A 21,872-nucleotide genomic window follows, 5' to 3' on the forward strand; every position below is an offset into this window, starting at 1 on the left:
CGGCAGCCGGTCCGGACCCCGTGAAGGGGCGGTCGACGCCCCCGTGACCGGGCCTGACGCCCGAAGGACTTGGCCGAAAACGGGGAGCGCATGACACCCCGCCCGCGCCGGAGCCGCCTCCCCTGTCGGGCCCGGGGCGGCCTCGGCCGCCGGGGCGGTCAGGTCCAGGAGGCGGTGACCAGGGAGCGCCGGGCCGCCTTCAGGTGGGTGGACGCGGCGAGCCAGGCCCAGGCGTAACCGTCCGACGAGGCGTCGGTGAGCCGCCCGAAGACGTCCCGGGGGCGCCGGTCCGCCTCCGCCACCAGAGCGGCCGTCAGGTCCGCCGCCGCCCCGAACCCGGCCCGCCGCAGCGGACCGTACGCGGTCAGCGGCTGTGGACCCCGCGCGGTTTCGGCCACCGCGCGGCGGCCTCCCGCGACACCCGTCTCCAGCAGCCGCCCCACCCGCCACAGCGGTGCGTCGGCCAACGGGTCCGGACCCGGCACCGCCGCCTCCGCCGTGGCCGCGGGGGCCTCGCCGGGGAAGTGGGCGCCCTGGAGCCGGTCGTAGCCCAGGTCGGCCCGGTCCCGCCACTCCGGCGGCAGCCGCAGCGTGTAGGCGGCGCCGGGCACCGGCCCCACCGCCAGGGGACTCAGCGTCGCCGCTCGGTCCGGGTCCGGGCGGCCCAGGACGCGCACCGCCAGCCCCGGATACCCGGCCAGGCGGCGCAGGTTGGCCGTGTGGGCCAGTTCCGGGTGCGGATGCGCGGGACGCAGCCGCAGCAGCGGGGCGTCCGCGCGGGCCTCCCGTACGAGCAGGTGCTCCCCGGCCGCGCCGACGACCTCGACGTCGCAGCCCAGCAGGCCCGGTTCGGCCTCCTCCCGGGACAGCAGCTCCGCGACGGCCTCGGCGGCCGGGCGCGCGAACAGCGCGGCCAGCGGCTCCGCCGTCCACGGCGTCACGGGCATGGGCGTGGCCCGCACCCCGCGCCCGGCGCCGAGCCGCCCGTCGGCGGAGACCGTCGCGCCGACGACGCGCAGGCCCGCCCGGGCCAGCCCGGCGTGGTCGAGGACCCCGCCGCCGAGGGCGACGGAGGCGGCCCCCGCACCCCGGGCGCGGGCGAGACCGCCGGGGCGGACGTCCGACAGGGAGTAGGCGCAGCCGTCCGCGCCCAGCAGGTGGGTGACCACGCCCCCGTACCCGGTGGCGCTCAGCACCGGCTCCCGGCACAGGCCGTAGACGCGCAGGCTGCCCCCGGCCGTGTAGGCGCGGCGGGCCCCGCCGGTCAGCCCCGGACCGCCGGTGCCGGACGCCAGCAGCGCGGCGGAGGTCAGCAGTTCGCGGAAGGCGGCGGAGAGATCGCCGAGGCGCTGCGCCGCGTGCCGTTCGCGCGCGGCGCGCAGACCCCGTACGACGCGCAGCGCGGCGGCCTCGGCCTGCGGCAGCCCGGCCAGGCGGGCGGTGTGCGCGGCGCGCAGCAGCTCCGCCTGGGCCACCGCACCGGCGGCCGTGACCCCGGCGGCCAGCGCCTCGGCCCCGACCGCCCACAACCCGGCCCCGGCCGCCCTCTGAGCAGCCGTCACCGCGACGGCAGCGTCCCCGCCGGCATCCCCTCCGGGCCGCGCCCGCGGGCGGTCCCCCGGGAGCGGCCCGGAGCCCGCCGCGGGACGGGCGGCGGCCCCCGGCCCCGCGAGGCCCTTCGCCCCGACCCCGGGGAGGGACCCCGCACCCACCTCGGGGAGTGCCCCCGCGTCCGCGCCGGGTCCGGCCCCGGCGCCCGCCTCCGGAGAGGTCCCGGTGGCCGTGCCGGATCCGGCCCCGGCGGCCTCCGGGAGGATCCCCGGTGCCGGGTGGGATCCGGTTGCCGGGTCGGTTCGGGCGGCCGTCTGCGACCCCGCGAGGGGGTTCGTCCCGGCCTCCGGGTGGGAACCCGGGCCCCTCTCCGGGGAGGTCCCCGCGGCCGGACCCGGTCGGGGTCCGGACTCCGTGTCCACCCCCGGGAGGGGCTCCGGCTCCGGGTCCGCCAGGGGTGCCGCGCCCAGCGCGGCCGCGCGGTGGAGGCAGCGGGGGGCCAGCAGGCAGGTGCAGACGGCCTGGGCCGGATCCGTGACCGTCCCCGACGGGCCCGGGCTCAGGGTGACCACCGCGTCCTCACCGAAGCGGAGCGCGACCGTGCCGTCCGGTCCGGCCTCGGCCCCCGCCCCGCACGCCTCGACGGCGGCGTCGAGCCGCTTGCGCAGCCGGGCGGTGAGGCCTTCCACCGCCTCCGCCAGCACCTCGGGGGCGACGGGGGGCAACAGGGTGCTGCTCATCGGGGTTCTCCACGGAGTCGGTCGCCCACCCAGCGGGCGAGGGCGAGGGGGCTGAGGGCGGCCACCGGCATGCCGGCCGCCACGAGTTGCCGCGCCACAGGCACCGAGTACCGGGGCGCGCCCGCGTCGTCGAGCGCGGCGCAGCCCAGCAGATGGGCGCCCGAGGCGGCCAGCGCGCGCACCTCGCCGAGCAGGCCCCCGAGCGGGGCACCCTCCTCGAAGTCGCTGACCACCACGACCAGCGTGCGGCTCGGCACCGTGATCAGCGTGCGCGCGTGCGCGAGCCCCGCCGCGATGTGCGTACCGCCGCCGACCCGGACCCCCAGCAGCAGCGAGAGCGGATCGTCCACGCGGTCGGTCAGGTCGGCGACCTCGGTGGAGAACGCGAGGAAGTGCGTGGACAGGGTCGGGACCCCGCCCAGCACCGCCGCCGTCAGCGCCGACCAGATCACCGAGGCCTCCATCGACCCGGACACGTCGACCACCAGGATCAGCCGCCAGTCCGCCTCGCGCGAGACGCGCGTGCTGAACACCGGCCGCTCCGGGACCACCACCACCCGGCCGTCGTCCAGCCGCCGGGTGTGCGCGAGGTTGGCCCGCAGGGTGCGCGCCAGGTCGAGCGGGCCGCCCGGGCGGCGGGTCGGACGCGGTGTGGCCAGCCCCGACAGAGCGGGCCGCAGCCGGGTGGCGAGTTCCTTGGCCAGCTCGTCGACCAGACGCCGTACCAGGGGCCGCAGCCGGGCGAGTTGCTGTTCCGGCATGCCGCCCGCGAGGGAGAGCACCGAGGTCAGCAGCTCCACGGAGGGGCGTACGGATCCGGGGTCGAGCGTCGCGAGCACGTCGGTGCGGCCCGCGTCGGCCGCGTCGGCGAGCACCTCCTCCCGCAGGTCGGAGCCGAACAGCGCCTCCAGCTCCGCCGCCCACTCACGGGCCGTCGGGAAGGACGGGCCGTCCCCGCCGCCGGGGCCGTCGCGGCCCACGTCGCCGGAGCCCTCGCCGCGCCCGGCCCCGTACAGCTCGTCCAGTGCCCGCGCGTAGCGGCCAGCGCCGGCCGGGAGCCGGTCGCGCTGCCGGCCGAGCAGCAGCCGCCACCGGTCGGCGGGCGCCAGCCGGCGGCCGTCCGGCGGCTCCGGGCGCGCGGGCGCGGCCCCGTCCGGTCCGCCGTCCGGGACCTCGGCGTCCGCCGGACGCGCCGGGACCGGGAGGTCCTTGAGCGCCGCGAGCCCGGCGGCGTCGGCGGCGGCCCACAGCGCGAGCAGCGCGGGCGGCGCGTCCAGCGACAGGTCGACCCGGTCGCCGAGCCGCTCGGTGACGGTCGCCAGCAGCCGCTCCCGCGCCGCCGGCGCGAGCACGTCGAAGCCGGCGCGCAGCGCGGGCAGCCGCTCCAGGAACGCCTCGTCGGACAGGGCGTCCACCCGGTCCAGCAGCGGGGTCAGGGCCGCCGGAGAGGCGTCCAGGAGCGGTCCGGCGGCGCTGAGCAGGCCGGTGAGCCGGCGGGCCAGGGCGCGCCGGCCGTCGGGACCCGCCGCGCCGTCGACCCAGGCGGCGGCCCGCTCGCCCAGCCCGGCCGCCGGGTCCAGGTCCAGCAGCACCCGCACGGCCAGGGCCGCGCCCCGCATCAACGGGCTCGCGCCGGAGGCCAGTTCCGCCAGGGCGGCGTCCATGCGCAGCCCCAGGCGGCGGACGGCGGCCCGGTCGGCGAGGGCCACCAGGGTGCCCGCGTCGGCGGGGTCGTCGCTGCCGGCGAGGCCGGGCAGGGCCCGAACGGCCGCGTCGAGGAGCTCACCGGCCAAGGCGCCGGACCGCTCCCGGGCCCCGGCGGAGGCACCGGGCAGGTGGCCGCGGCGCAGCCCCTCCAACAGGTCCACGGCGTCGAGGAGTTCCGCCGGCGCGGCACTCTCCGGCAGGACCGCCGCCAGCTCGTCCAGTCGTACGTCGACCAGCGCGGGCAGGTCGCAGCGCGCGGCGGCGGCGAGCCCGGTCAGCACCTGCGCCGCCGTCGGGCCGCCCTCGGCGGCCTCGCGGCGCGCCACCTCGCGCAGCGTCCCCGAGGCCGCCTGGGCGGCGGTGACGCCTCGGACCCCCGCCAGGTCCAGCCGGGCGGGGACGGACGGCGTCCAGGACAGCCGCCACTTGCTCCCCAGGGCCGTGCCGTCGCCGGTGGCGGCCACGCCCACGGGCTCCCCGTAGGAGGCCCCGCAGACCAGCAGCCGCTGCAGCAGCACCTCGCGGCGCCCGTCGAGCTCCGAACGCAGCGGGTCGAGACGGACCTCCCGGGCGGCCGGGTCCTCGGGCGACGGCAGCCGCAGCGCGGCCAGCTCCGCCTCCACCGACGGCCCGAGCCCGGAACGCGGGGCGTGCGGGGTGGTCCGGCCGCGGCCCGTGCCCACCAGCACGGCCTCCAGGGCGCGGGCCAGCGCCCGGCCCCGGCCCAGGGGTTCGCCGTGCCCGAGCACCGTCTGCACGGCCTCCAGCAGTTCGCCCCGGCCGGGCGCGGGCAGCCCGCGCAGCACCGCCAGGTCACAGGCGAGCCGCAGGGTCTCGGCGGCCTCGCCGGTGCCGGCGGTGTGCCCGGCGCGGCGCAGTTCCCGGCACACGCCCGTGACGGCGACGGAGGCGGCCTCCCGCAGCCTTTCGGGGTCGCCGCCCGCTTCGAGCACGGCCTGCTGCCAGAGCGGGTCCCGGATGCCGGCGGGGTATCCGGAGCGGGAGTCGAGCAGGTCGTGGGAGTACGCCACGAACGAGGTGACGACCTCCTGCGACGCACCCCGCGCACCCTGTGCTTCCTGTGCACCCTCCGCACCCGCCCCGGCGGCGGGGTCCGCCGCGGAGCGGCACGCCGTCAGGGCCGGTGCGTGGAAGGCGCCGATCACGGCGGCCACCCGGCGGCCACCGGCGGCCGCGGCGGCGATCACGCGCCGCATGTGGGCCTCGCGGGCCAGGTCGACCGGGGGCACGGCGCGCGCGTCGGTCCGCAGGGCCCAGCCGACGCCGAGCGCGGCGCGGCGCACGGCCTCCGGGGTGCACCCGGGGGCCAGCACCTCCACGGCCCGGTCCCACAGGTCGTCCCCCTCGCGCCCGCTCCCGGCCGCGACCAGCCCGTCGGCGAACCGGTTCGGCCCGGCCCCGGCGAACCCGTCGGCCCCGGCCTCGGCGGGCTCCGCCACAGCCGGGTCGGCAGGCACCCGGTCAGCCTCGGCCGGGCCGGCCGACCAGCCCCGGTCGGCGAGCGGGAGGTCGCAGCAGACGACCTCCGCGCCCCGGCTCCGCGCCCAGCGGACGGCCGCCAGCTCGGGGGAGAAGTCCGCGAGCGGGTAGAACGCCAGGCGGCCCTCCCGCCCCAGCCCGGCCAGGGCCACCGGCGCGACCGTCTCCGGGTCGGCCAGGTGGGCCACCCACGGCTGGAACTCGGCCGGCAGCTCCACGCAGACGACCTCCGCCCCCGCCTCGTCCAGCAGGGCCGGGACCACCGCCGCGAGCGCGGGACTGTGGTGGCGGACGCCCAGCAGGTAGGGCTCGCGCGACGCGGCGAGCGCCGCCAGCGCCTCCCGCGGATCGGTGACCGTCAACGCAGGCTCCCGCGCAGGTCCCAGAGCCGGCGCCACATCGCCGAGCCGTCCTCGGCCCGGCGGCGGACCGGGCCGTCCCAGTAGCCCAGCAGCCGTCCGTGGTCGGCAGGGTCGTCCTTGCGCACCACGCCCAGCAGGTGTCCCGGCAGCAGGTCCAGCACGTCGCCGCCCGGCAGGTACGCGGCCGCGACCCCCAGCGAGGCCGCCACCTGTACGGCCTCGGCCGTGGACATGACCGTGCCGGGCCGCTCCACGTCCCAGCCCTCGGAGCTGCGCCCGGAGCGCAGGTCGCGGAAGACGGTGACGAGCGCGTCGAGCACGGAGTCGTCCACCCCGAAGGCCGCCCCGGCGCGCTGCACGGCGGCGACGGCCTGGCGGCGGACCAGGGTGGCCTCGGCGTCCGGGTCCGCGATCGGCGCGACCGTCTCGAAGTTGAAGCGGCGCTTGAGCGCCGCGGACATCTCCGAGACGCCCCGGTCCCGGAGGTTGGCGGTGGCGATGACGGTGAACCCGGGGGCGGCGCTGACCAGCGCGTCCTCGGTGGCGGTCAGTTCCGGCACGCTGACCCGCCGGTCGGACAGGATCGACACCAGCGCGTCCTGCACCTCGGGCAGGCAGCGGGTGATCTCCTCGACCCGCGCCACCCGCCCGGTCCGCATCGCGGAGAGCACGGGGGAGTCGACCAGGGCCTGCGGGGTCGGGCCCTGGGCGAGGAGCAGCGCGTAGTTCCAGCCGTAGCGGAAGGCGTCCTCGGTGGTGCCCGCGGTGCCCTGCACGGTCAGGGCACTGGTGCCGCAGACGGCGGCGGACAGCAGCTCGGACAGCATCGACTTGGCGGTGCCCGGTTCGCCGGTGAGCAGCAGTCCGCGCTCCCCGGCCAGGGTCACCACGCACCGCTCCACCAGGGCGCGTTCGCCGACGAACTTCGGCGCGATCACCAGCTTGGCCGGCAGCCCGGCGCGCCGCTTGGGCAGGGCCAGCTCGGCCCCCTCGCTGCCGCACACGAAGGTGACGACCGCGCGCGGCGTCAGCGCCCAGCCGGGCGGGCGGGGGCCGGTGTCCTGGGCGGCGAGGAAGGCGAGTTCGTCGGCGTACCGCTCCTCCGCGGGCACGATCTGCCGGGCGGGAGCGGGCTGTTCGGTGAGGGTCATCGGTTCCTCGGGTCCTCTGGGCTTGGGGAAGTCTCGAACGAAGGGTGTGAAGGGAGCGAAAGACGTGGAGAGGGGCGTGGGGAGGGGGTGCGGGGGCAGTGCCGGTCCGCCCCCGCACCCGCTCCGGAGGGATCAGCGGCGGCGGCCCGCCGTGCGCTTCACCTTCAGCTGCTCGAAGCGCGGGACGTCACCCTCCCGGACCCGCCCCCACGCCCGCCGGTAGAGGTCCGCGGCGGGCTCGGTGGGCACGAGCACGCCCAGCACCGGGACGCCGCCCGGGGCCGCCGGGTACATCGGCAGCTTCCACTGCTCCACCGGCAGCACCGGCGAACCGGGCTCGGCCCAGCCCCCGGGCAGGAACAGGGTGCGTCCGGCCCGGGTCCGGCTGGCCTGCACCACCAGCTCGGTGGCGGCCAGTTCGACCCGTGCGGCCTTGATCCGGGCCGGCTTCCAGCCGGTCCACCGCGCCGTGTTGCGGTCGGTCGGGTCGGGCATGGCGAGCAGCATCAGGTACAGGGCGGCGGCGTCGGAGCCCAGCCCGTACGCGGCCTCCGCCTCGGCCACCAGCCCCGGCACGCTGCGGCCCGGGTCCTGGGTCCACCAGGTGCCGTCCTTGGCGACCGCGCCCGCCACCGGCGCCCCCGGATCGGCGAGCAGGGCCGCGAACGCCGGGTCGTGGGCGAGCCGCAGCGCCGTCTCGGCCGCGGAGGGCCGCTGGTCGACGCCGCGCAGCAGCGGCAGGTACGGGTCCGAACCGGTGGAGTCCAGCAGCGCCGTGCGCAGCGCGGGCCGGGGCCGGTCGTCGTGGGTGGCCAGGACCACCGCGCCGTAGCGCTCGTACCCCTCACCGGTCTCGGTCGGAGCCCCGGCCGCGCTCCGGAAGTCGGCCAGGGAGGTGTAGTGCCCGGCGGTCAGCAGCAGCCCGGGGGCCGCCAGCCGCTGCCGGACCGCCGTCAGCGCGGGCGGCAGGCAGGCCCGGACGGGGTGACCCGCGGGCAGCCGGTGCGCCAGCCAGGCCGTGAGGGCCATCGCCCCGCTGAGCGCGTCCGCGTCGAAGGACCGGCTGACGGGGACGACGGGTTCCACGTGATCCCCCTTGACCGCCCACTCGACGTCGGCGGACAGCACCGGGGACGACGCCGGCCCGAGGAGCTCGGGCAGCGCCCGGTGCGCGGGCCAGGGGGTGCGCACGTCCCGCGAGGCCTCCGCGAGGACCCACTCGGGAACCGGCGTACGACGGCCCACGCGCTGGTTCCACACCCGCGCGGCGGCGGCCGCGTCCGGGCCGTCGGTCCACAGCCGGGCCGGGTCGGCGGGCAGCAGCGCCGCGACGAGCTCGCGCCGCACGTCGAAGCCGAGTTCCTTCAGGTCGTCACGGGCGTGCGCGGCGTCGGTGGCCTTGACCCCGAGGACGGCGCGCAGCTCCGCGGGAAGGAACGCGCGCTCGTACGAGTCCAGCCGCGGCAGGCCCGCCAGCACCAGCGCCGCCAGCGCGGCGGAGACCCCGGTCAGCCGCCCGAACTCCTCGGCCGCGGAGGCGAACCAGGGCGCGGGACCCCGGCGGTCGGCCTCGTCGAGGAACGCGGCCAGCCAGCCGGCCGCCCGGTCCGGGTCGCCGACGGGCGAGCCCGCCCCGACCGGGGCGTAGGGCGCCGGTACGGCGAAGGCGCCGGACGGGTCGTGCAGCAGCCCGTCGAACTCCTGCCCGTCGGGCAGCACCTCGCTGTGGTCGGTCACGGCGAGCAGTGCTCCGCCGCCGAGCGGCAGTACGGAGCGGTGGCGCGGGTTGCGCGCCCGCCCGTTGCCGCCCACCAGGTGCGCCGAGTCCAGCCGGACCCGCACCCGGCGCCACCGCGCGGCGCAGCCCTCGGCGGAGTCCAGGCCCAGCGCGCCGACCTCGCCGAGCACCCGGCGCAGCGCCGCCCGCTGCTCGTCGGTGGTACCGGCGACCGCCATCCGGTAGGCGACCGCGGCCGGCTGCTCCAGGAACGGCCCCGTCCAGGGGAACGCCGAGTGCGCCAGCTTCGGCACGTCGAGGTGGAGCCGGCCGGGCACCCCCTCGGCGGCGGCGTCACCGGCGGCCTTGGCCAGCGTCCGCAGGAAGCGGAACGTGGCGTCGCTCTCCCCGCCATAGCGGTAGTACCCGCTGCCCACCAGGCCGTCCAGGGCGCCGTCCAGGAGGTGGTCGGCCGGTCCCCGGTCCGCCGGAGCGGTCCGCGGGGCCACCGGGCCCCGCAGCAGGTCCTCCGACACCTTGGCCAGGGCCCGCTGCTGGACCAGCGCGGCGCGGACGGCCGCGGTCACACCGGCGAGCAGCGCGGGCGCGGCGACGCCCGGCAGGGCGGCCCCCACCAGCGCGGGCACGTCCGCGCCCTTCTCGGCCTCGGCGACGGTCTTGAGCAGGGCCCCGGCGGTGGCCGCGTCCACCGTGCGCAGCGCCGCCGAACCCTCGGGGTCCCGGGCGCGCAGGCAGTACCAGTAGGGCAGCGGCGGCAGTTCCGCGCCGCGCGTGGAGTAGGCCGGGCTCTGGTGGTCGCCGCTGACCCGGGAGACGGCCGCGCCCTCGGGGTCGGTGAGGGTCAGCGTCCGCCAGTCGCTGGACACGGCGCGCGGCCGGTCGTCGCCGGGCAGGGACACGGCGTGGTGCGGGATCCGGGACCCCTCGCCCAGGGCCACCGACCGTCCGGCGTTGTCGGAGCCGTGCCAGCCCTGCCCGGGGACGCGGACCGCACGCCAGCCGAGCAGCCCGTCCACGGGCGCGCCCAGCACGGAGCCCTCGACGGTGGGGGTGGGGCGCAGCCAGTTCTGGCCGGTGCCGTCGGCCAGGCTGCTGCCGCTCGGGTGGTCGCGCAGGGCGTCGGCGAGGAAGCCGGGCAGGGAACGCCGCCCGTGCAGTCCGGTGGTGGGGTCGTACTCGGCCCAGTCGGACTCGCCCATCGCGGCGCCCCGCTCCCAGACCCAGTACGAGGTGCCGTCGCTGATCACCGGCCACTCGACGGGCAGTTTGCTGTCGCCGCGGTGCAGGACGCCGCCGCCGGTGGCGCGGCCGCCGCCGGGCAGGGGCAGGGTGACGTGTTCGGAGCGCACCGACCAGTAGTTCGCGGAGGAGTCCAGGGTGAGGACGTCGCCCGGGGAGCTGAGCCAGTAGCCCTGCACGGGCCCGTCGTACGGGACCCAGAACACCAGCAGGTCGCCGTCCGTGTAGTGGAAGCCCTGCCGGTACTGGCCGGCGGTGGCGGGGATCCGCAGGTCGTGGGTCAGCACGGTGGAGTCGGCGTCGATGACGCGCACCTGTGCGGAGTTGGCGACGATGACGTACGGCCAGGCGTCCATCACGGTGAGCTGCCGCCGGTTGCCCGCGGGCGACAGCGCGGTGACGGCCTCTTCCCAGGCGGGCCAGACGAGTTCCTCGAACAGTCCGCCGCGCAGGGTGCGGGCGAGGATCCCGCCCACGTCGGTGGCGGCGGCCCGGGAGACCTCCTGCGGGGCGAGCGCGAGCGCCTCCGCGGGGAGCCAGGTCAGCCGCCGGATGGCCTCGGGCAGGTCCGGCAGGGCGGCCGCCGTGGAGGTCGCGGCCACCTGGCCGACCCACTCGGCGAGCAGGGCGCGGCTGCCGGCGCACTCGGCCAGGCGCCGCACGGTCCCGCGGCCGCCGGATCCGTTGCCGTTGAAGCGGTCCAGGGTGCGGAAGAAGGCGGGCCGCAGCCGTTCGTCGGCGCACAGCGCGCTCAGGTCGCGCGGCTCGGGGGACTGGGCCCACTGGTCCAGGCCCATGACGCCCTGCCAGGCGTCGCCGGGATCGGCGACGGACAGGCCGAGGGAGAGCAGGAGGTCGATGAGGTTCACGTCCTGGAGGGCCAGGCGCAGGCCGTTCTCGCGTCCGGGCAGGGCGAGTTCCTCACGCAGCCGGTCGGCGCAGCGCGCGACGAGCGAGAGCAGGGCGGGCAGCGCCGGCGGGGTCCCCCAGCCCGCGTGGCGGGCGGTGTGGAAGCGCTCCAGCCAGCCGGCCGTGCCGTCGGGGGAGCGCTCGGCCTCGGGCAGGGCGGCGTCGGCGAGTCCGGCGGTGGCGCCCGATTCCTCCAGCACCTCCAGCCACAGCGCGGCCAGTTCGCCCGCCTCTCCGCCGCTGCCGGGCATCATCCCGAGCAGGGTCCCGCGGACCGGCGGCACGCGCCGGGCCAGGGCGACGAGCGCGGTGCGGTGGGACTTCCACCAGCCGGCCGCGGCCCGCAGCGTGGCGGGCAGCGGCAGCAGTTCTGCGAGGTACTCCTGCTCGGGTTCGCCGCCGGTCAGCCCGGCGGCGCGGGCCAGGCGGCGCAGCTCGGTGGTGGCCTGCGCCGAGGGCGGGAGCCCGCCCGCGGTGCGGCGCACGCACAGGCGGCGGAAGCGGTCGAAGGCCTCGGCGGGGGAGACCCGCGCCGAGAGCTCCTTGCCGTATCCGGTGAGGACCTTCACCGGCAGGGCGCCGGCCAGGGCGAATTCGAGGAAGACGGCGTCGAGGCGGTCCTCGTCCACGGCCAGGCCGTACCCGGCCTCGCTGGCACGGGCCCGGCCGAACAGCTGGGCGGCGTAGGTGGTGTTCTCGACGCCGAGGAAGACGCGCGCGGCCTGCTCGTAGAAGACGGGCAGGAAGTGCGGGACGGCGAGGGCGAGCCGGTCGGCGAGCTCGTGGCAGGCGTCGAGGGCGGCCTTGGGCTTGGTCTTGGCCTGCCGCGCGAGCCGGTCCAGCTCGGGGACGACGGCGAGGGCGTGGTGGCCGTCCTCGGGGTGGTGCACCAGCACCCACTCGGGGAAGCCGAGCGCCTGGCGCCGGCCGAGTCCGACGACGGGCGGTTCGCCCTGCGGCACGAGGCCGAGGAAGCCGGCGGCGAGGTCCTCGGCGGCGCCCAGCTCGGCGGCGGCGAGGCGGACGACGACGCGGTCGTCCCCGAGCGCGGGGTGACGGTAGGTCCGGGCGGTCAGCGGGACGGCGGCGGGCCCGGCACCGGTGGTGCCGACGGGCAGGACGGCTCCGGCGGCCAGCAGCGCGGCGCTCGCGCCGTCGGTGCTCTCGGCGCCCTCGGCGCCCTCGGTGCCCTCGGCGCCCGCGCCGGTGTCGGTGGTGCTCATGGTGTCGGTGGTGCTCATGCGTCCCCGCCCTCCTCGATCTTGCGCCCGGCGTACAGCGCCGCGGCCATCCGCATCCCCTCGGACCAGGCCACCGGTCCGACCTCGCCGAGCCGTACGGCCCGGCCCTCCTCGTCGTGCCAGCTCAGCGGCCCGGTCTCCGACTCGTCCTCCCAGTACGGCTCGCCGATCCACACGGCCGCCTCCACCGCCCGGCCCGCGTCGCGCACCTTGCAGGTCGCGTAGCCGCCGGCGACCCGGTAGCCGAGGCCGGTGGCGCGGGCGGCGAGGCTGAAGCGGGTGGGGAAGGTGCCGCCCGCGTAGTCGCGCACCTCGGTGGCGGCGGGGGAGAGGTCGGCGGGCTTCGTCCAGGTCGCCCGGTGGATCTGCTCGACCCGCTGGGTGATGTCCAGCTCCGCCGCGAACTCCCGTACGTCGTCCAGGTCGGGCAGCAGCACGGGGTGCGGCAGGGTGACCGTGAGCGGCCGCAGGCGTACGGTCTCGCCGTCGAGGTTGACCACCTTGAGCTCGCCCTCGGGGGTGGCGTCGCGCAGGAAACCCACCTCGTCGGCGTCGGTGTCGGGGACGACGGCCAGGTCGCGCAGCGCGGCCTGCCAGGCCTCGTCGGGCCAGACCCGGGCGAGGAGGGCGGTCGGCACCGGCAGGGAGGACACCATCCAGGTGTCCACCTGGGCGGCGCACGCGGCCTCGTGGCGGTCGAGCCACTCGGCGAGCCGGCGCAGCCGGTCCACCTCGGGATGGTCGCGCAACGCCTTGGGAACCGTCTTCAACTGCCGCCCCGCGGGCCGCCGCACCGCGACCCGCCCCTCCACGAGGGCTATCTCGTACCCCTCGTCCAACGCCAGCCAAGCCATCAGCCCGTGCCCCTCCGCCTGTCCGAAAATGGTCTTGCGCAGCCCGGAGCAAGGCATCAACGCCTGCTGGGCTGCGGTATGTCGGGAGACTAGCGAGCCCCACTGACAACGCCGCCCGCAGGGCCGCCCGGAGTCCGCGGACCCGGACGCGACACAGCCCCCGGTCCGTGGGACCGGGGGCTGCGCGCGGGAAGTGGCGGGGGATCAGACGGCGTCGGCGGTGTCCGCGACCTTCGCCGCGGCCTTGTCCGCGGACTCCGGAGCGGCGGCGGCCACGGCCGGGGAGGCCGTCGCGGCCGCACGCGGCCCGTGGCCGGAACGCAGGCCGAGCCAGCTGATCAGGGCGACCAGCGCGAAGGCGCCGGCCCCGATCCAGAAGGTCAGGGTGAACCCGGACTCCGCCGGCAGCGCCGGAACGCCCGCCGGGAGGTGCTCGATCGTCTTGGAGGCCAGGATCGTGGTGACGATGGCGCTGCCGATCGCGCTGCCCGTGGAGCGGGAGATCGAGTTGATGCCGTTGGCGATGCCGCTCTGGTGGTGGGGGACGCTCGACATGATCACGGCGGGCATGGCCGCGTAGCCGAAGCTCACGGCCGCGCCGACGACCAGGCCCGCGCCGATGACCGAGAAGGTGTGGCCGTGGTCGAGGGCCAGCCAGCCGAACCCGACGGCGCCGAGGGCGGCGGCGAGGCCGAGCGCGACGCGCGGACCGCGGTGGCGGACCAGCTGGCCGCCCACGGGGGAGGCGAGCAGCGAGACGATCGCGCCGGGCAGCAGGAACTCGACGGAGGCGCGCAGGATGGAGGCGTCGAAACCGTAGCCGGTGAGCTTCTCGGGCATCTGGACGAGGTAGGAGACGCCCAGGAAGTTCGCGAACATGCCGAAGCCGACGAGGATGCCGGCCAGGTTGGCCATGAGCACCGGACGGTGGACGAACATCTTCATGTCGACGAGGGGTTCGCGCACCTTGCGCTCCACCAGCACCCAGACGGCGGTCATCACGGCGGCGCCGGCGAAGCTGCCCAGCGTACGGGCGGAGGACCAGCCCCACTCGTGGCCCTGCGAGATCGGGAGCAGGAGCAGCAGCAGGGCGATGCCCAGGGTCAGCGCGCCCAGGAAGTCGGTGCGCCCGCCGGTCTTGTGGCGGGTGGCCGGGACCAGGAGGACGACGGCCAGCAGGGCCAGCGTCGCGAAGCCCGTCGCCATCCAGAAGGCGTTGCGGTAGTCGGCGTCGGCACCGGAGGTCAGCAGGCCGGTCGCGACGAGCGCCAGTCCGCTGCCGAACGCCAGGGTGCCGCTGACCAGGGCCATCGCGCCGGGGAGCTTCTGCGGGCGGACCTCCTCGCGCAGCACGGACAGGGCCAGCGGGAAGATCGCGGTGGCGGCGCCCTGGAGCACCCGGCCCAGGATCAGCAGTGGCAGCGAGGTCGCCAGCGCGGCCACCACGGAGCCCGCGACCATGACGCCGAGGACGGCGACCAGGGTGGGCTTCTTGCCGTGCTGGTCGCCGAAGCGGCCGAGCAGCGGGGTGAAGACGGCGGCGGACAGCAGGGTGGCGGTGGTCACCCAGCTGACGTTGGCGGTGGAGGTGCCGAGGTCGTTGCGGATCAGGCCCAGGATCGGTACGGGCAGGGTCTGCATCATCGACACGACCATGGCGGCGAGGCTCAGGGCGAAGACGATGACCGTCTCGTTCCTGTTCCTCGCTTCGGCGGGGGCGGATGCGGCGGAGCTCATGACTGGCAGGACCTTCTTACTGCTTCAGGACGCAGATGTTTGATGTCATCAAGTACTTGGATGAAGGTAGCCAGCAATAGTTAAGGAGGTCAAGTAAAAGGTTGATAATGTCAACGATCCTGGCGTACGCTCCCTGGGTATGAGCGCCACCGCCCCCCATGCCCCCAGCAAGCTGGAACTCCTCGAACTGCTCGCCGCCATCGGCACCGCGCAGTGGCGGGACTTCGCCGCGGCGGCCGGCCGGTACGGGCTGACCTCCACGCAGGCCAAGGTCCTCGCCCAGCTGGAGGGTCCGGTCCCGATGCGCGGCCTCGCGACCCTCCTGGCCTGCGACGCCTCGAACGTCACCGGGATCGTGGACCGGCTGGAGGCGCGCGGACTGGTCCGGCGCGAGCCCTCCGCCGCCGACAGGCGGGTCAAGAACGTCGTCGCGACCGACGAGGGCCGCGAGACCATCCGCCGGGTCCGCGAGGAGATGCAGGCCACGCACGGCGCGCTGGACATCCTGGACGCGGCCGAGAGCGCGACGCTCTACGCCCTGCTGGAACGCCTGCGCCCCACCATGGAGCGCACCGCCTGAGGTCCGGCCGCCCTCAGTCCTGGGGGACGGCCGCGTCGAGTGCGGCCGTGAGGCGGGCCAGGCGCACCTGGAGGTCGCGGATCTCGGTCAGCTCGAAGCCGGTGGCCGCCGCGATCCGGCGCGGGACCTCCACCGCGCGCTCGCGCAGGGCGGTGCCCTCGTCGGTGAGCACCGCGTGCACCGACCGTTCGTCCTGCGCGCTGCGCTCGCGCCGGATCAGGCCGGCCGCCTCCAGCCGCTTGAGCAGCGGGGAGAGAGTGCCGGAGTCGAGCCGCAGGCGCCGGCCCAGTTCCTTGACCGGGGTCGTGCCGTTCTCCCACAGCACCAGCATCACGAGGTACTGGGGGTAGGTCAGGCCCAGGTCCTTCAGGACCACCCGGTAGAGCCCCCCGAAGGCCCGGTTCGCGGCGCCCAGGGCGAAGCAGATCTGCCCGTCGAGGCGGAGGAAGTCCTGGTCGCGGAGGGCGGCTGCGGGCTGCTCGGTCATGGGCGCCAGTGTACCGGAGCGCACTCACGAGCGATTGAGTTGTGCACAACTGAATTGTGTGCTCTAGTGGTGGTCAGGAACGGCCCCGAGCCGCCCCACCCCCTCCGAAAGGACCTCCCGATGGACGCGCTGTACACCGCCGTCGCCACCGCCAACGGCCGCGAGGGCCGCGCCGTCAGCTCCGACGGTCAGATCGACCTCGCGCTCGCCATGCCCCCGGCGCTCGGCGGCAACGGCCAGGGCACCAACCCCGAGCAGCTCTTCTCCGCCGGCTACGCGGCCTGCTTCGCCAGCGCGCTCGGCCTCGTCGGCCGCCAGATGAAGGTCGACACCGGCGACATCTCCGTGACCGCGGAGACCTCCATCGGCCAGGACGCCGGCGGCTTCGGCCTCGCCGTGACCCTGCGCATCGAGCTCCCCGAGTCCCTCGCGGGCGAGACCGGCGCCCTGCTGGTCAAGCAGGCCCACGAGGTGTGCCCCTACTCCAAGGCCACCCGCGGCAACATCCCGGTCGAGCTCGTCGTCGAGTAGGACCGGCACCGGGCCTCCCGGGCCCGGACCCCGTGGCCCGTCGCCCGGGCGGGCGCCCCGTCTCAGGACGCGCGCCGGGCGGCCACCACCGCGCACACCGCCGCCATCGGCAGCTCCGCACCGAGCGCCAGCACGAGCGCCATGCCCTGACCGCTCGTGCCCGCCGAGGTGGTGACGTCGAACCAGGCGTCCATCAGGAGCAGCGCGGCGGTGGCCGCCGCCACCGGCGACACCCTCGGGTCCCCCTTGCGCAGCAGCGCCCCCGTCCCGGCCAGCCCGAGGGCCAGCATCGCGTCGAGACCGATCCACGCGGCCGGCCAGTTGGAGACCTCCGCCGTCGCCGGCATCGTCTTGGCCAGCACCACCATCCACGGCAGCAGCGCCACCCCTGCACCGGTGAGCACCGTAGACAGGCGGGGAGTGCGCCGGATACGGAACTGCGGGGCGACGAGGGCCATGGCTGCGGGTCTCCTTCCGGCCCGCCGGACCGTCCGCCGGGCACACCACCACTCTCGTTCAGCGCGCCGCGCAGATCAGTAGCACCACCGTCCGAACCGGGGGTGGTGCCAGGTACACCCCCCACCGGGCGCCAGGGTGGTGGCCGGCCGGTGATCACTGCCGTTACCGTACGGACATGACAACCCGCGGCGCCCTGCGGCGTACGTACACCTGGATCGCCGCGCACACCCCCTGGTCCGCGTGGGCCTGGCGCAACACCGCCTTCGCCGCGGCGGCGATCGTGCCCACCCTGCCCCTCGTCCTCGGGAGCGCGCTGCTCGTCGCCGCCCCCGGCCACACCCCCAACCTGCTGCTGCTCGCCGTCGTGGGCTCCCCGCTCCTGACCGGGGTCCAGCGCAGCCGCTTCCGTTCCCTGCTCGGCCTGGACATACCGCCGGTCGTCCGGGAACACCCCTGGACGACCGCCCGCGGCCTCGCCGAACGGCTGCGCTCCGAATCGATCTGGCGGCAGTACGGCTACCACCTCGTGGCCGCCCCGCTCGTCGCCGCCGGCGCCGCGCTCCTCGTCCTCGCCTGGGCGGCCGGCGCCGTCGCGGCGAGCGTGTACGCCTGGGCCTGGATGCTGCCCGTGGACGAACCGTTCGGGCCGCCCACCGGCTGGCAGGCCCAGTACGACACGATCACCGTGCTCGGCGCATTGCTGCTGCTCGCCGCCCCCTGGGCGGCCGCGGCCCTGACCCGGCTGGACGCCGCCGCCGCGGCCGCCCTCCTCGGCCCCAACCGGGCCCGCGAGCTGGAGCGGCGCGTCGAGGACCTCGCCGAGAGCCGGGCCGGGGTCCTGGACGCCGCCGACCTCGAACGCCGTCGCATCGAGCGCGACCTGCACGACGGCGCCCAACAGCGGCTGGTCTCCCTCGCCATGAACCTCGGCATCGCCCGCGCCACCCTCCCCGACCTGCCGCCCGAGGCCAGGGCCGTCATCGACGAGGCCCACCGCGAGGCCAAGGAGGCCATCGAGGAACTCGGCAACCTCGTACGCGGCCTCCACCCGGCCGTCCTGGAGGACCGCGGCCTGGACGCCGCGCTCTCCGGCATCGCCGCCCGAGCGCCGCTGCCCGTCGAACTCACCGTGGACATCGCCGTCCGGCCGGGCCCCACCATCGAGGCCGTCGCCTACTTCGTGGTCTCCGAGACCCTCGCCAACGTGGCCAAGCACGCCCGGGCCCGCCGCTGTTCGGTCGCGATCGCCCGCGTCACCGGCGCCCGCGGGGACCTGCTGCGCATCGTCGTCACCGACGACGGCGTCGGCGGCGCGGACCCGGCGGGCGGATCCGGCCTGGTGGGCCTGCGCAAACGCGTAGGGTCGGTCGACGGAACGATATTGATCAACAGCCCCCTCGGGGGCCCGACCGTCGTCACTGTGGAGCTGCCGTGCGGGCTGTGATCGCCGAGGACTCCGTCCTCCTGCGCATAGGTCTTGTCAAAGTCCTCGAAATGGCCGGGTTCGAGGTGTGCGCCGAGACCGGCGACGCCGAAGGGCTGCTCGCCGCGGTCGAGGAACACCGCCCCGACCTCGCCCTCGTGGACGTGCGCATGCCGCCCGGCTTCACCGACGAGGGCGTCCGGGCCGCCCTGGTGATCCGTAGCCAGAGCCCCGGCACGGCCGTGCTGCTGCTGTCCCAGTACGTGGAGGAGCGCTACGCCGCCGACCTGCTGTCCTCCCGGAACGGCGCGGGCATCGGCTACCTCCTCAAGCAGCGCGTCGCCGACGTCGAGGAGTTCGTCGACGCCCTGCGCCGGGTCGCGGGCGGCGGCACCGCCCTCGACCCGCAGGTCGTCGCCCAGCTGCTGCTGCGCCGCGGCGGCGGGCCCGACCCGCTGGAACGCCTGACCCCGCGCGAGCGCGAGGTGCTCGCGCTGATGGCCGAGGGCCGCTCCAACGCCGCGATCGCCGACGGGCTCGTCGTCAGCGAGAGCGCCGTGGCGAAGCACATCAACAACATCTTCGCCAAGCTCGACCTGCCCCCGGCCGCCGAGGCCCACCGCCGGGTCCTCGCCGTGCTGCGCTTCCTGGACGGCACCCCGTGACCCGCCCCGCGCCCGTCGCCGCCGGGAGCGGGCACCGCGGTGCCTGGTACTGCGCCGCCGTCCTCGGCGCCGTCCTCGTCCTCGTCCCGGCCGGCTGGCAGGTGTGGGCGATGGGCAGCGGCCACACCGGCGTCCTGGAGGGCGGCAGCGCCGGACGGACGGTGACCGCAGTGGAGATCGCCGCCGGCGCGGCCACCGTGGACGTCACCCCGCGCGGCGACCAGCAGATCGGCTACCGGGCCGACGTCCGCTGGTCCTTCGGGCGACCGGTGATCGAGGAGAGCTGGCTCGGCGACACCCTGCGGCTGACCCCGCGCTGCCCCGGCGACACCGTCTCGGCCACCGACGAACTCGGCTGCTCCGTACGGCTGGCGGTGACCGTGCCCATCGGCGTCCCGGTCAAGATCTCCGGAACCTCAGGACGGATCGGCATCAGCGGCCTGGAGGGCACCGTCGACGCGCAGGTGCAGTCCGGCTCGCTCCACCTGTCCGGCCTGCGCGGACCCCTGCGGGCCGACGTCGACTCCGGCACCCTCCGTGCAGTCGGCCTCGCCTCCCGGCAGGCCGACGTCCGCGCGGGCGCCGGCCGGGCGGAGGTCCGCTTCGTGACCCCGCCGGACCGCGTCACCGGCCGCGTCGGCGCCGGCCGGCTCGACCTCACCCTGCCCGCGGCCACCCGCTACCGCGTCACCAGCCACGTGGGCTGGGGCCGCTGCGAAGTGGACGACAGCCTCCGCGACCCGTCGGCCCCGCGCACCCTGGACCTCTCCGTCGAATCCGGCACCGCCACGGCGGGCCACCGGCCCCCGGCCGACTGAACGGGCGGCGGGGCCCGCGGCCGGGGCGCAGGTCAGAGGTGGCCGGCGAGGGTCACGCGGATGTTCGCCATCCGGCCCAGTTCGTCGAAGGTGACCTCGGCTCCCAGGTTCCCGGGCAGCGTGGCCGTGATCCGGCCCGGCTCCTGGTGGGCGGGCAGCCCGAAGTGCTCGAAGTAGCCCGCCGCCATGGCGTACGGGGAGTGGCCGATCAGGCCCATCGCCGAGGTGAGCGCCCCCGGGAGCGCGGTGGCGTCGAAGACGGGCCGCGGCACCCGCGGGTCGTCGGCGAGCAGGTACAGCTGCGTGTCCGGACCGGCCTGCACGCTGAGGTAACCCGGTGCGCCGGTCACCCCCATCGCGGCGAAGGCGAGGGTCTCCGCGGCCCGGCGCGGGTCGGCGAAGCCCGACAGGTCCAGCGTCTCCTGCGCGAACTCGGCCATCCCGTACGCCCTCCCGTACTCCCCGGCGCGCCCGGAGAGCGCGACCACGGGCGTGCCCTGCAACCCCGGGTTGGCCCAGCCCCACATCCAGGACCCCTGGGAGAGGTCGTAGGTGCCCAGTACGGACACGCGCAGGTCGAGGCCGCCCTGGCGGTAGAGGCAGGCGTCCAGGTCGGCGGTCCAGTCGCCCGCGGGCACGAAGGCCGTCAGGGCCTGGAGCTGCGCCGCGCCCCAGGCGGCGTGGCGTTCGGCTTCGAACAGGAAGGCGTCGCCGAAACGGGAGTTCACAGGTGTCGTCACGAGCCACCACCCTAAGCCCGCCGGCGCGCTACTCCAGCCGCTCCAGGGCGCCCCGGACGAAGGCGGCCTGGCCCGCGTGCTGGAGGTCGTCCGCCAGCACGCTGACCAGGCGCACGCCCAGGGTGACCGGGGGGTCCCAGCGTTCGTCGACCACCCGGTCGAGGTCGGCCGCCGCGAGGCCGCGCACGAACCGCAGGGTCTGCTCGTGCACCGCGTCGAAGTAGCCCAGCAGCAGCCCGAACGCGTCCACGCGGACCGCCGCGGCCTGCCGCGCGGTGTGCCCGTACCCGGTGGCCCCGACGGGCAGCCGCAGGCCGAAGCGGTCGGCCCAGCCCTGCTCCCGCCACACCTGGGCCAGTCCGGCGGCGTCGGCCACGTGGTCGTCCTGAACCCGGGTCAGGTGCCAGACGAGCCAGGCGATCGAGTTCGCCGCCGGGTCGGTCCGGGCGTTGAGTTCCTCGGCCGAGAGCCCGTCGACCACCTCGTGGACCACTTCCCGGACGCGTTCGAAGCCGTCCACGAGTACCTCGGTGCCCTTCATCGCCCTCTCCCGCCACGTCCGCCGGACCGCCGGTCACCGCCGGTCACTGCCGGGACCACCATGCCGGGCCGCGGTGCGGCGGCGCGGGGCGACACTCCGTCAGAGCCGCCGCAGCCGCCTGCGGCGCAGCAGGATGCCCGCGGCCGCGCCGGCCAGGGCGATCCCGGCCACCCCGGCGGTGGTCCACCAGCCGGCGTCGTCGGAGTCGGAGGCGGGGGAGGTGGCCGGGGTGGCCGACGCCGGGGGTGCCGAGGCGGTCGCGGTCGCAGGGGCGCCCGAGGGGGAGGGGGCGGGAGAGGCGCCGGAGGAGGCGGTGGGCGGGGCCGGGTCCACCACCGGGACGGCCACCTCCTGCTGCGCGTGGCCCAGGGAGGGGAAGCCCGCGTCGACGGTCACCGTCCACGTGCCGGGCGGCAGCGTCTCGGCCGTCGTCCAGGTCGCGGCCCCACCGGTGCCGCGGACCAGCCGCCAGGGTCCCGCCGTACGGGACCCGTCGGCACTGACCGCGTTCACGGTGGCCGCCACGGCCTCCTCGACGGGGTCGCCGTCGTTCTCCCAGGTGACGTCGGCGGTGACCTTCCCGGCCTGCTGACCGGTGATCACCACTTTGAGGGTGTCCCCGTGGGCGTGCGCGGCGCCGGCCAGGGCGACGGCCTGCATGGGCAGCAGCAGGGCGAGTCCCAGGGCGGCGGGGAAGGGGAGGGGACGCGGGCGCGTGGTCATGGTGCTCCAGGCGGGAGGTGGGGAGGCAACGGGACGAGCGGAAGTGGGGGCGTGGGGGCGAGGGGTGTGGGGTGTGGGGGGCCTGGTGGAGCGTGGGGGAAGTGGGGGAAGTGGGGGAAGTGGGGGAGAGAGGAAGCCCGTGGGGAGGCGTGGGGGAGCGGAGCCGGAGGGCGGCC

At 76.7% G+C, this 21,872-nt stretch carries 16 protein-coding genes; 5 read left to right on the forward strand and 11 right to left on the reverse strand.

The window, feature by feature from the left end:
- Nucleotides 1-158: 158 nt before the first annotated feature.
- The 6 genes from SLAV_RS33500 to SLAV_RS33525 all read right to left on the reverse strand — a co-directional run bounded on the left by SLAV_RS33500 (nt 159) and on the right by SLAV_RS33525 (nt 14,729).
- Entirely contained in the window at nt 159-2,291 is a 2,133-nt protein-coding gene (locus tag SLAV_RS33500) for a hypothetical protein (protein WP_030234318.1), read from the reverse strand.
- Nucleotides 2,288-5,860: a DUF5682 family protein gene (locus SLAV_RS33505; RefSeq protein ID WP_030234321.1), complete on the reverse strand. Its 3,573-nt coding sequence runs from the start codon at nt 5,858-5,860 to the stop codon at nt 2,288-2,290. Before SLAV_RS33505 ends, SLAV_RS33500 begins: the two co-directional genes overlap by 4 nt.
- Complete coding sequence (locus SLAV_RS33510) at nt 5,857-7,011, reverse strand: ATP-binding protein (protein WP_030234324.1); 1,155 nt, start codon at nt 7,009-7,011, stop codon at nt 5,857-5,859. The genes SLAV_RS33505 and SLAV_RS33510 overlap by 4 nt, the downstream gene beginning before the upstream one ends.
- Before the next feature lie 132 nt (nt 7,012-7,143).
- Nucleotides 7,144-12,138, reverse strand: a complete 4,995-nt coding sequence (locus SLAV_RS33515; RefSeq protein ID WP_234333728.1) for a DNA-binding protein — start codon at nt 12,136-12,138, stop codon at nt 7,144-7,146.
- Entirely contained in the window at nt 12,135-12,992 is an 858-nt protein-coding gene (locus tag SLAV_RS33520) for a DUF4132 domain-containing protein (RefSeq protein ID WP_030234329.1), read from the reverse strand. The genes SLAV_RS33515 and SLAV_RS33520 overlap by 4 nt, the downstream gene beginning before the upstream one ends.
- Nucleotides 12,993-13,196: 204 nt before the next feature.
- Nucleotides 13,197-14,729: an MFS transporter gene (locus SLAV_RS33525; protein ID WP_030234332.1), complete on the reverse strand. Its 1,533-nt coding sequence runs from the start codon at nt 14,727-14,729 to the stop codon at nt 13,197-13,199.
- Nucleotides 14,730-14,868: 139 nt separating this feature from the next.
- Between SLAV_RS33525 and SLAV_RS33530 the strand changes: the two genes are divergently transcribed.
- Nucleotides 14,869-15,309 (forward strand): MarR family winged helix-turn-helix transcriptional regulator, encoded by a 441-nt coding sequence (locus SLAV_RS33530; protein ID WP_030234340.1) that lies wholly within the window; start codon nt 14,869-14,871, stop codon nt 15,307-15,309.
- 13 nt (nt 15,310-15,322) lie between these two features.
- On the opposite strand, the gene SLAV_RS33535 is transcribed toward SLAV_RS33530, so the two are convergent.
- The gene (locus SLAV_RS33535) at nt 15,323-15,796 is read right to left on the reverse strand and encodes a MarR family winged helix-turn-helix transcriptional regulator (RefSeq protein ID WP_030234354.1); all 474 of its coding nucleotides are present in this window, start codon (nt 15,794-15,796) and stop codon (nt 15,323-15,325) included.
- Nucleotides 15,797-15,916: 120 nt separating this feature from the next.
- On the opposite strand from SLAV_RS33535, the gene SLAV_RS33540 reads away from it, so the two are divergent.
- Entirely contained in the window at nt 15,917-16,327 is a 411-nt protein-coding gene (locus SLAV_RS33540) for an organic hydroperoxide resistance protein (RefSeq protein ID WP_030234357.1), read from the forward strand.
- A 62-nt stretch (nt 16,328-16,389) separates the two neighbouring features.
- On the opposite strand, the gene SLAV_RS33545 is transcribed toward SLAV_RS33540, so the two are convergent.
- Nucleotides 16,390-16,785 carry a hypothetical protein gene (locus tag SLAV_RS33545; RefSeq protein ID WP_051841171.1) on the reverse strand — a complete coding sequence of 132 codons (396 nt, stop codon included), beginning with the start codon at nt 16,783-16,785 and terminating at the stop codon, nt 16,390-16,392.
- Between the two features lie 176 nt (nt 16,786-16,961).
- On the opposite strand from SLAV_RS33545, the gene SLAV_RS33550 reads away from it, so the two are divergent.
- The 3 genes from SLAV_RS33550 to SLAV_RS33560 are packed head-to-tail and all read left to right on the forward strand — an operon-like array spanning nt 16,962 to nt 19,692.
- Nucleotides 16,962-18,230: a sensor histidine kinase gene (locus tag SLAV_RS33550; RefSeq protein WP_078950474.1), complete on the forward strand. Its 1,269-nt coding sequence runs from the start codon at nt 16,962-16,964 to the stop codon at nt 18,228-18,230.
- On the forward strand, nt 18,218-18,874 hold the full coding sequence (locus SLAV_RS33555; protein ID WP_030234373.1) for a response regulator transcription factor: 657 nt from the start codon (nt 18,218-18,220) through the stop codon (nt 18,872-18,874). The genes SLAV_RS33550 and SLAV_RS33555 overlap by 13 nt, the downstream gene beginning before the upstream one ends.
- Nucleotides 18,871-19,692: a DUF4097 family beta strand repeat-containing protein gene (locus tag SLAV_RS33560; RefSeq protein ID WP_030234377.1), complete on the forward strand. Its 822-nt coding sequence runs from the start codon at nt 18,871-18,873 to the stop codon at nt 19,690-19,692. Before SLAV_RS33555 ends, SLAV_RS33560 begins: the two co-directional genes overlap by 4 nt.
- A gap of 32 nt (nt 19,693-19,724) precedes the next feature.
- Here the strand turns inward: SLAV_RS33560 and SLAV_RS33565 are convergent, their stop codons facing one another.
- The 3 genes from SLAV_RS33565 to SLAV_RS33575 all read right to left on the reverse strand — a co-directional run bounded on the left by SLAV_RS33565 (nt 19,725) and on the right by SLAV_RS33575 (nt 21,696).
- Complete coding sequence (locus SLAV_RS33565; protein WP_234333730.1) at nt 19,725-20,432, reverse strand: DUF6882 domain-containing protein; 708 nt, start codon at nt 20,430-20,432, stop codon at nt 19,725-19,727.
- A 28-nt stretch (nt 20,433-20,460) separates the two neighbouring features.
- On the reverse strand, nt 20,461-20,973 hold the full coding sequence (locus SLAV_RS33570; protein ID WP_030234382.1) for a mycothiol transferase: 513 nt from the start codon (nt 20,971-20,973) through the stop codon (nt 20,461-20,463).
- A 99-nt stretch (nt 20,974-21,072) separates the two neighbouring features.
- Nucleotides 21,073-21,696: a hypothetical protein gene (locus SLAV_RS33575; RefSeq protein WP_030234386.1), complete on the reverse strand. Its 624-nt coding sequence runs from the start codon at nt 21,694-21,696 to the stop codon at nt 21,073-21,075.
- Between the last annotated feature and the right edge of the window lie 176 nt (nt 21,697-21,872).

The sequence above is a fragment of the Streptomyces lavendulae subsp. lavendulae genome, assembly GCF_002803845.1.
Lineage (GTDB): Bacteria > Actinomycetota > Actinomycetes > Streptomycetales > Streptomycetaceae > Streptomyces > Streptomyces lavendulae.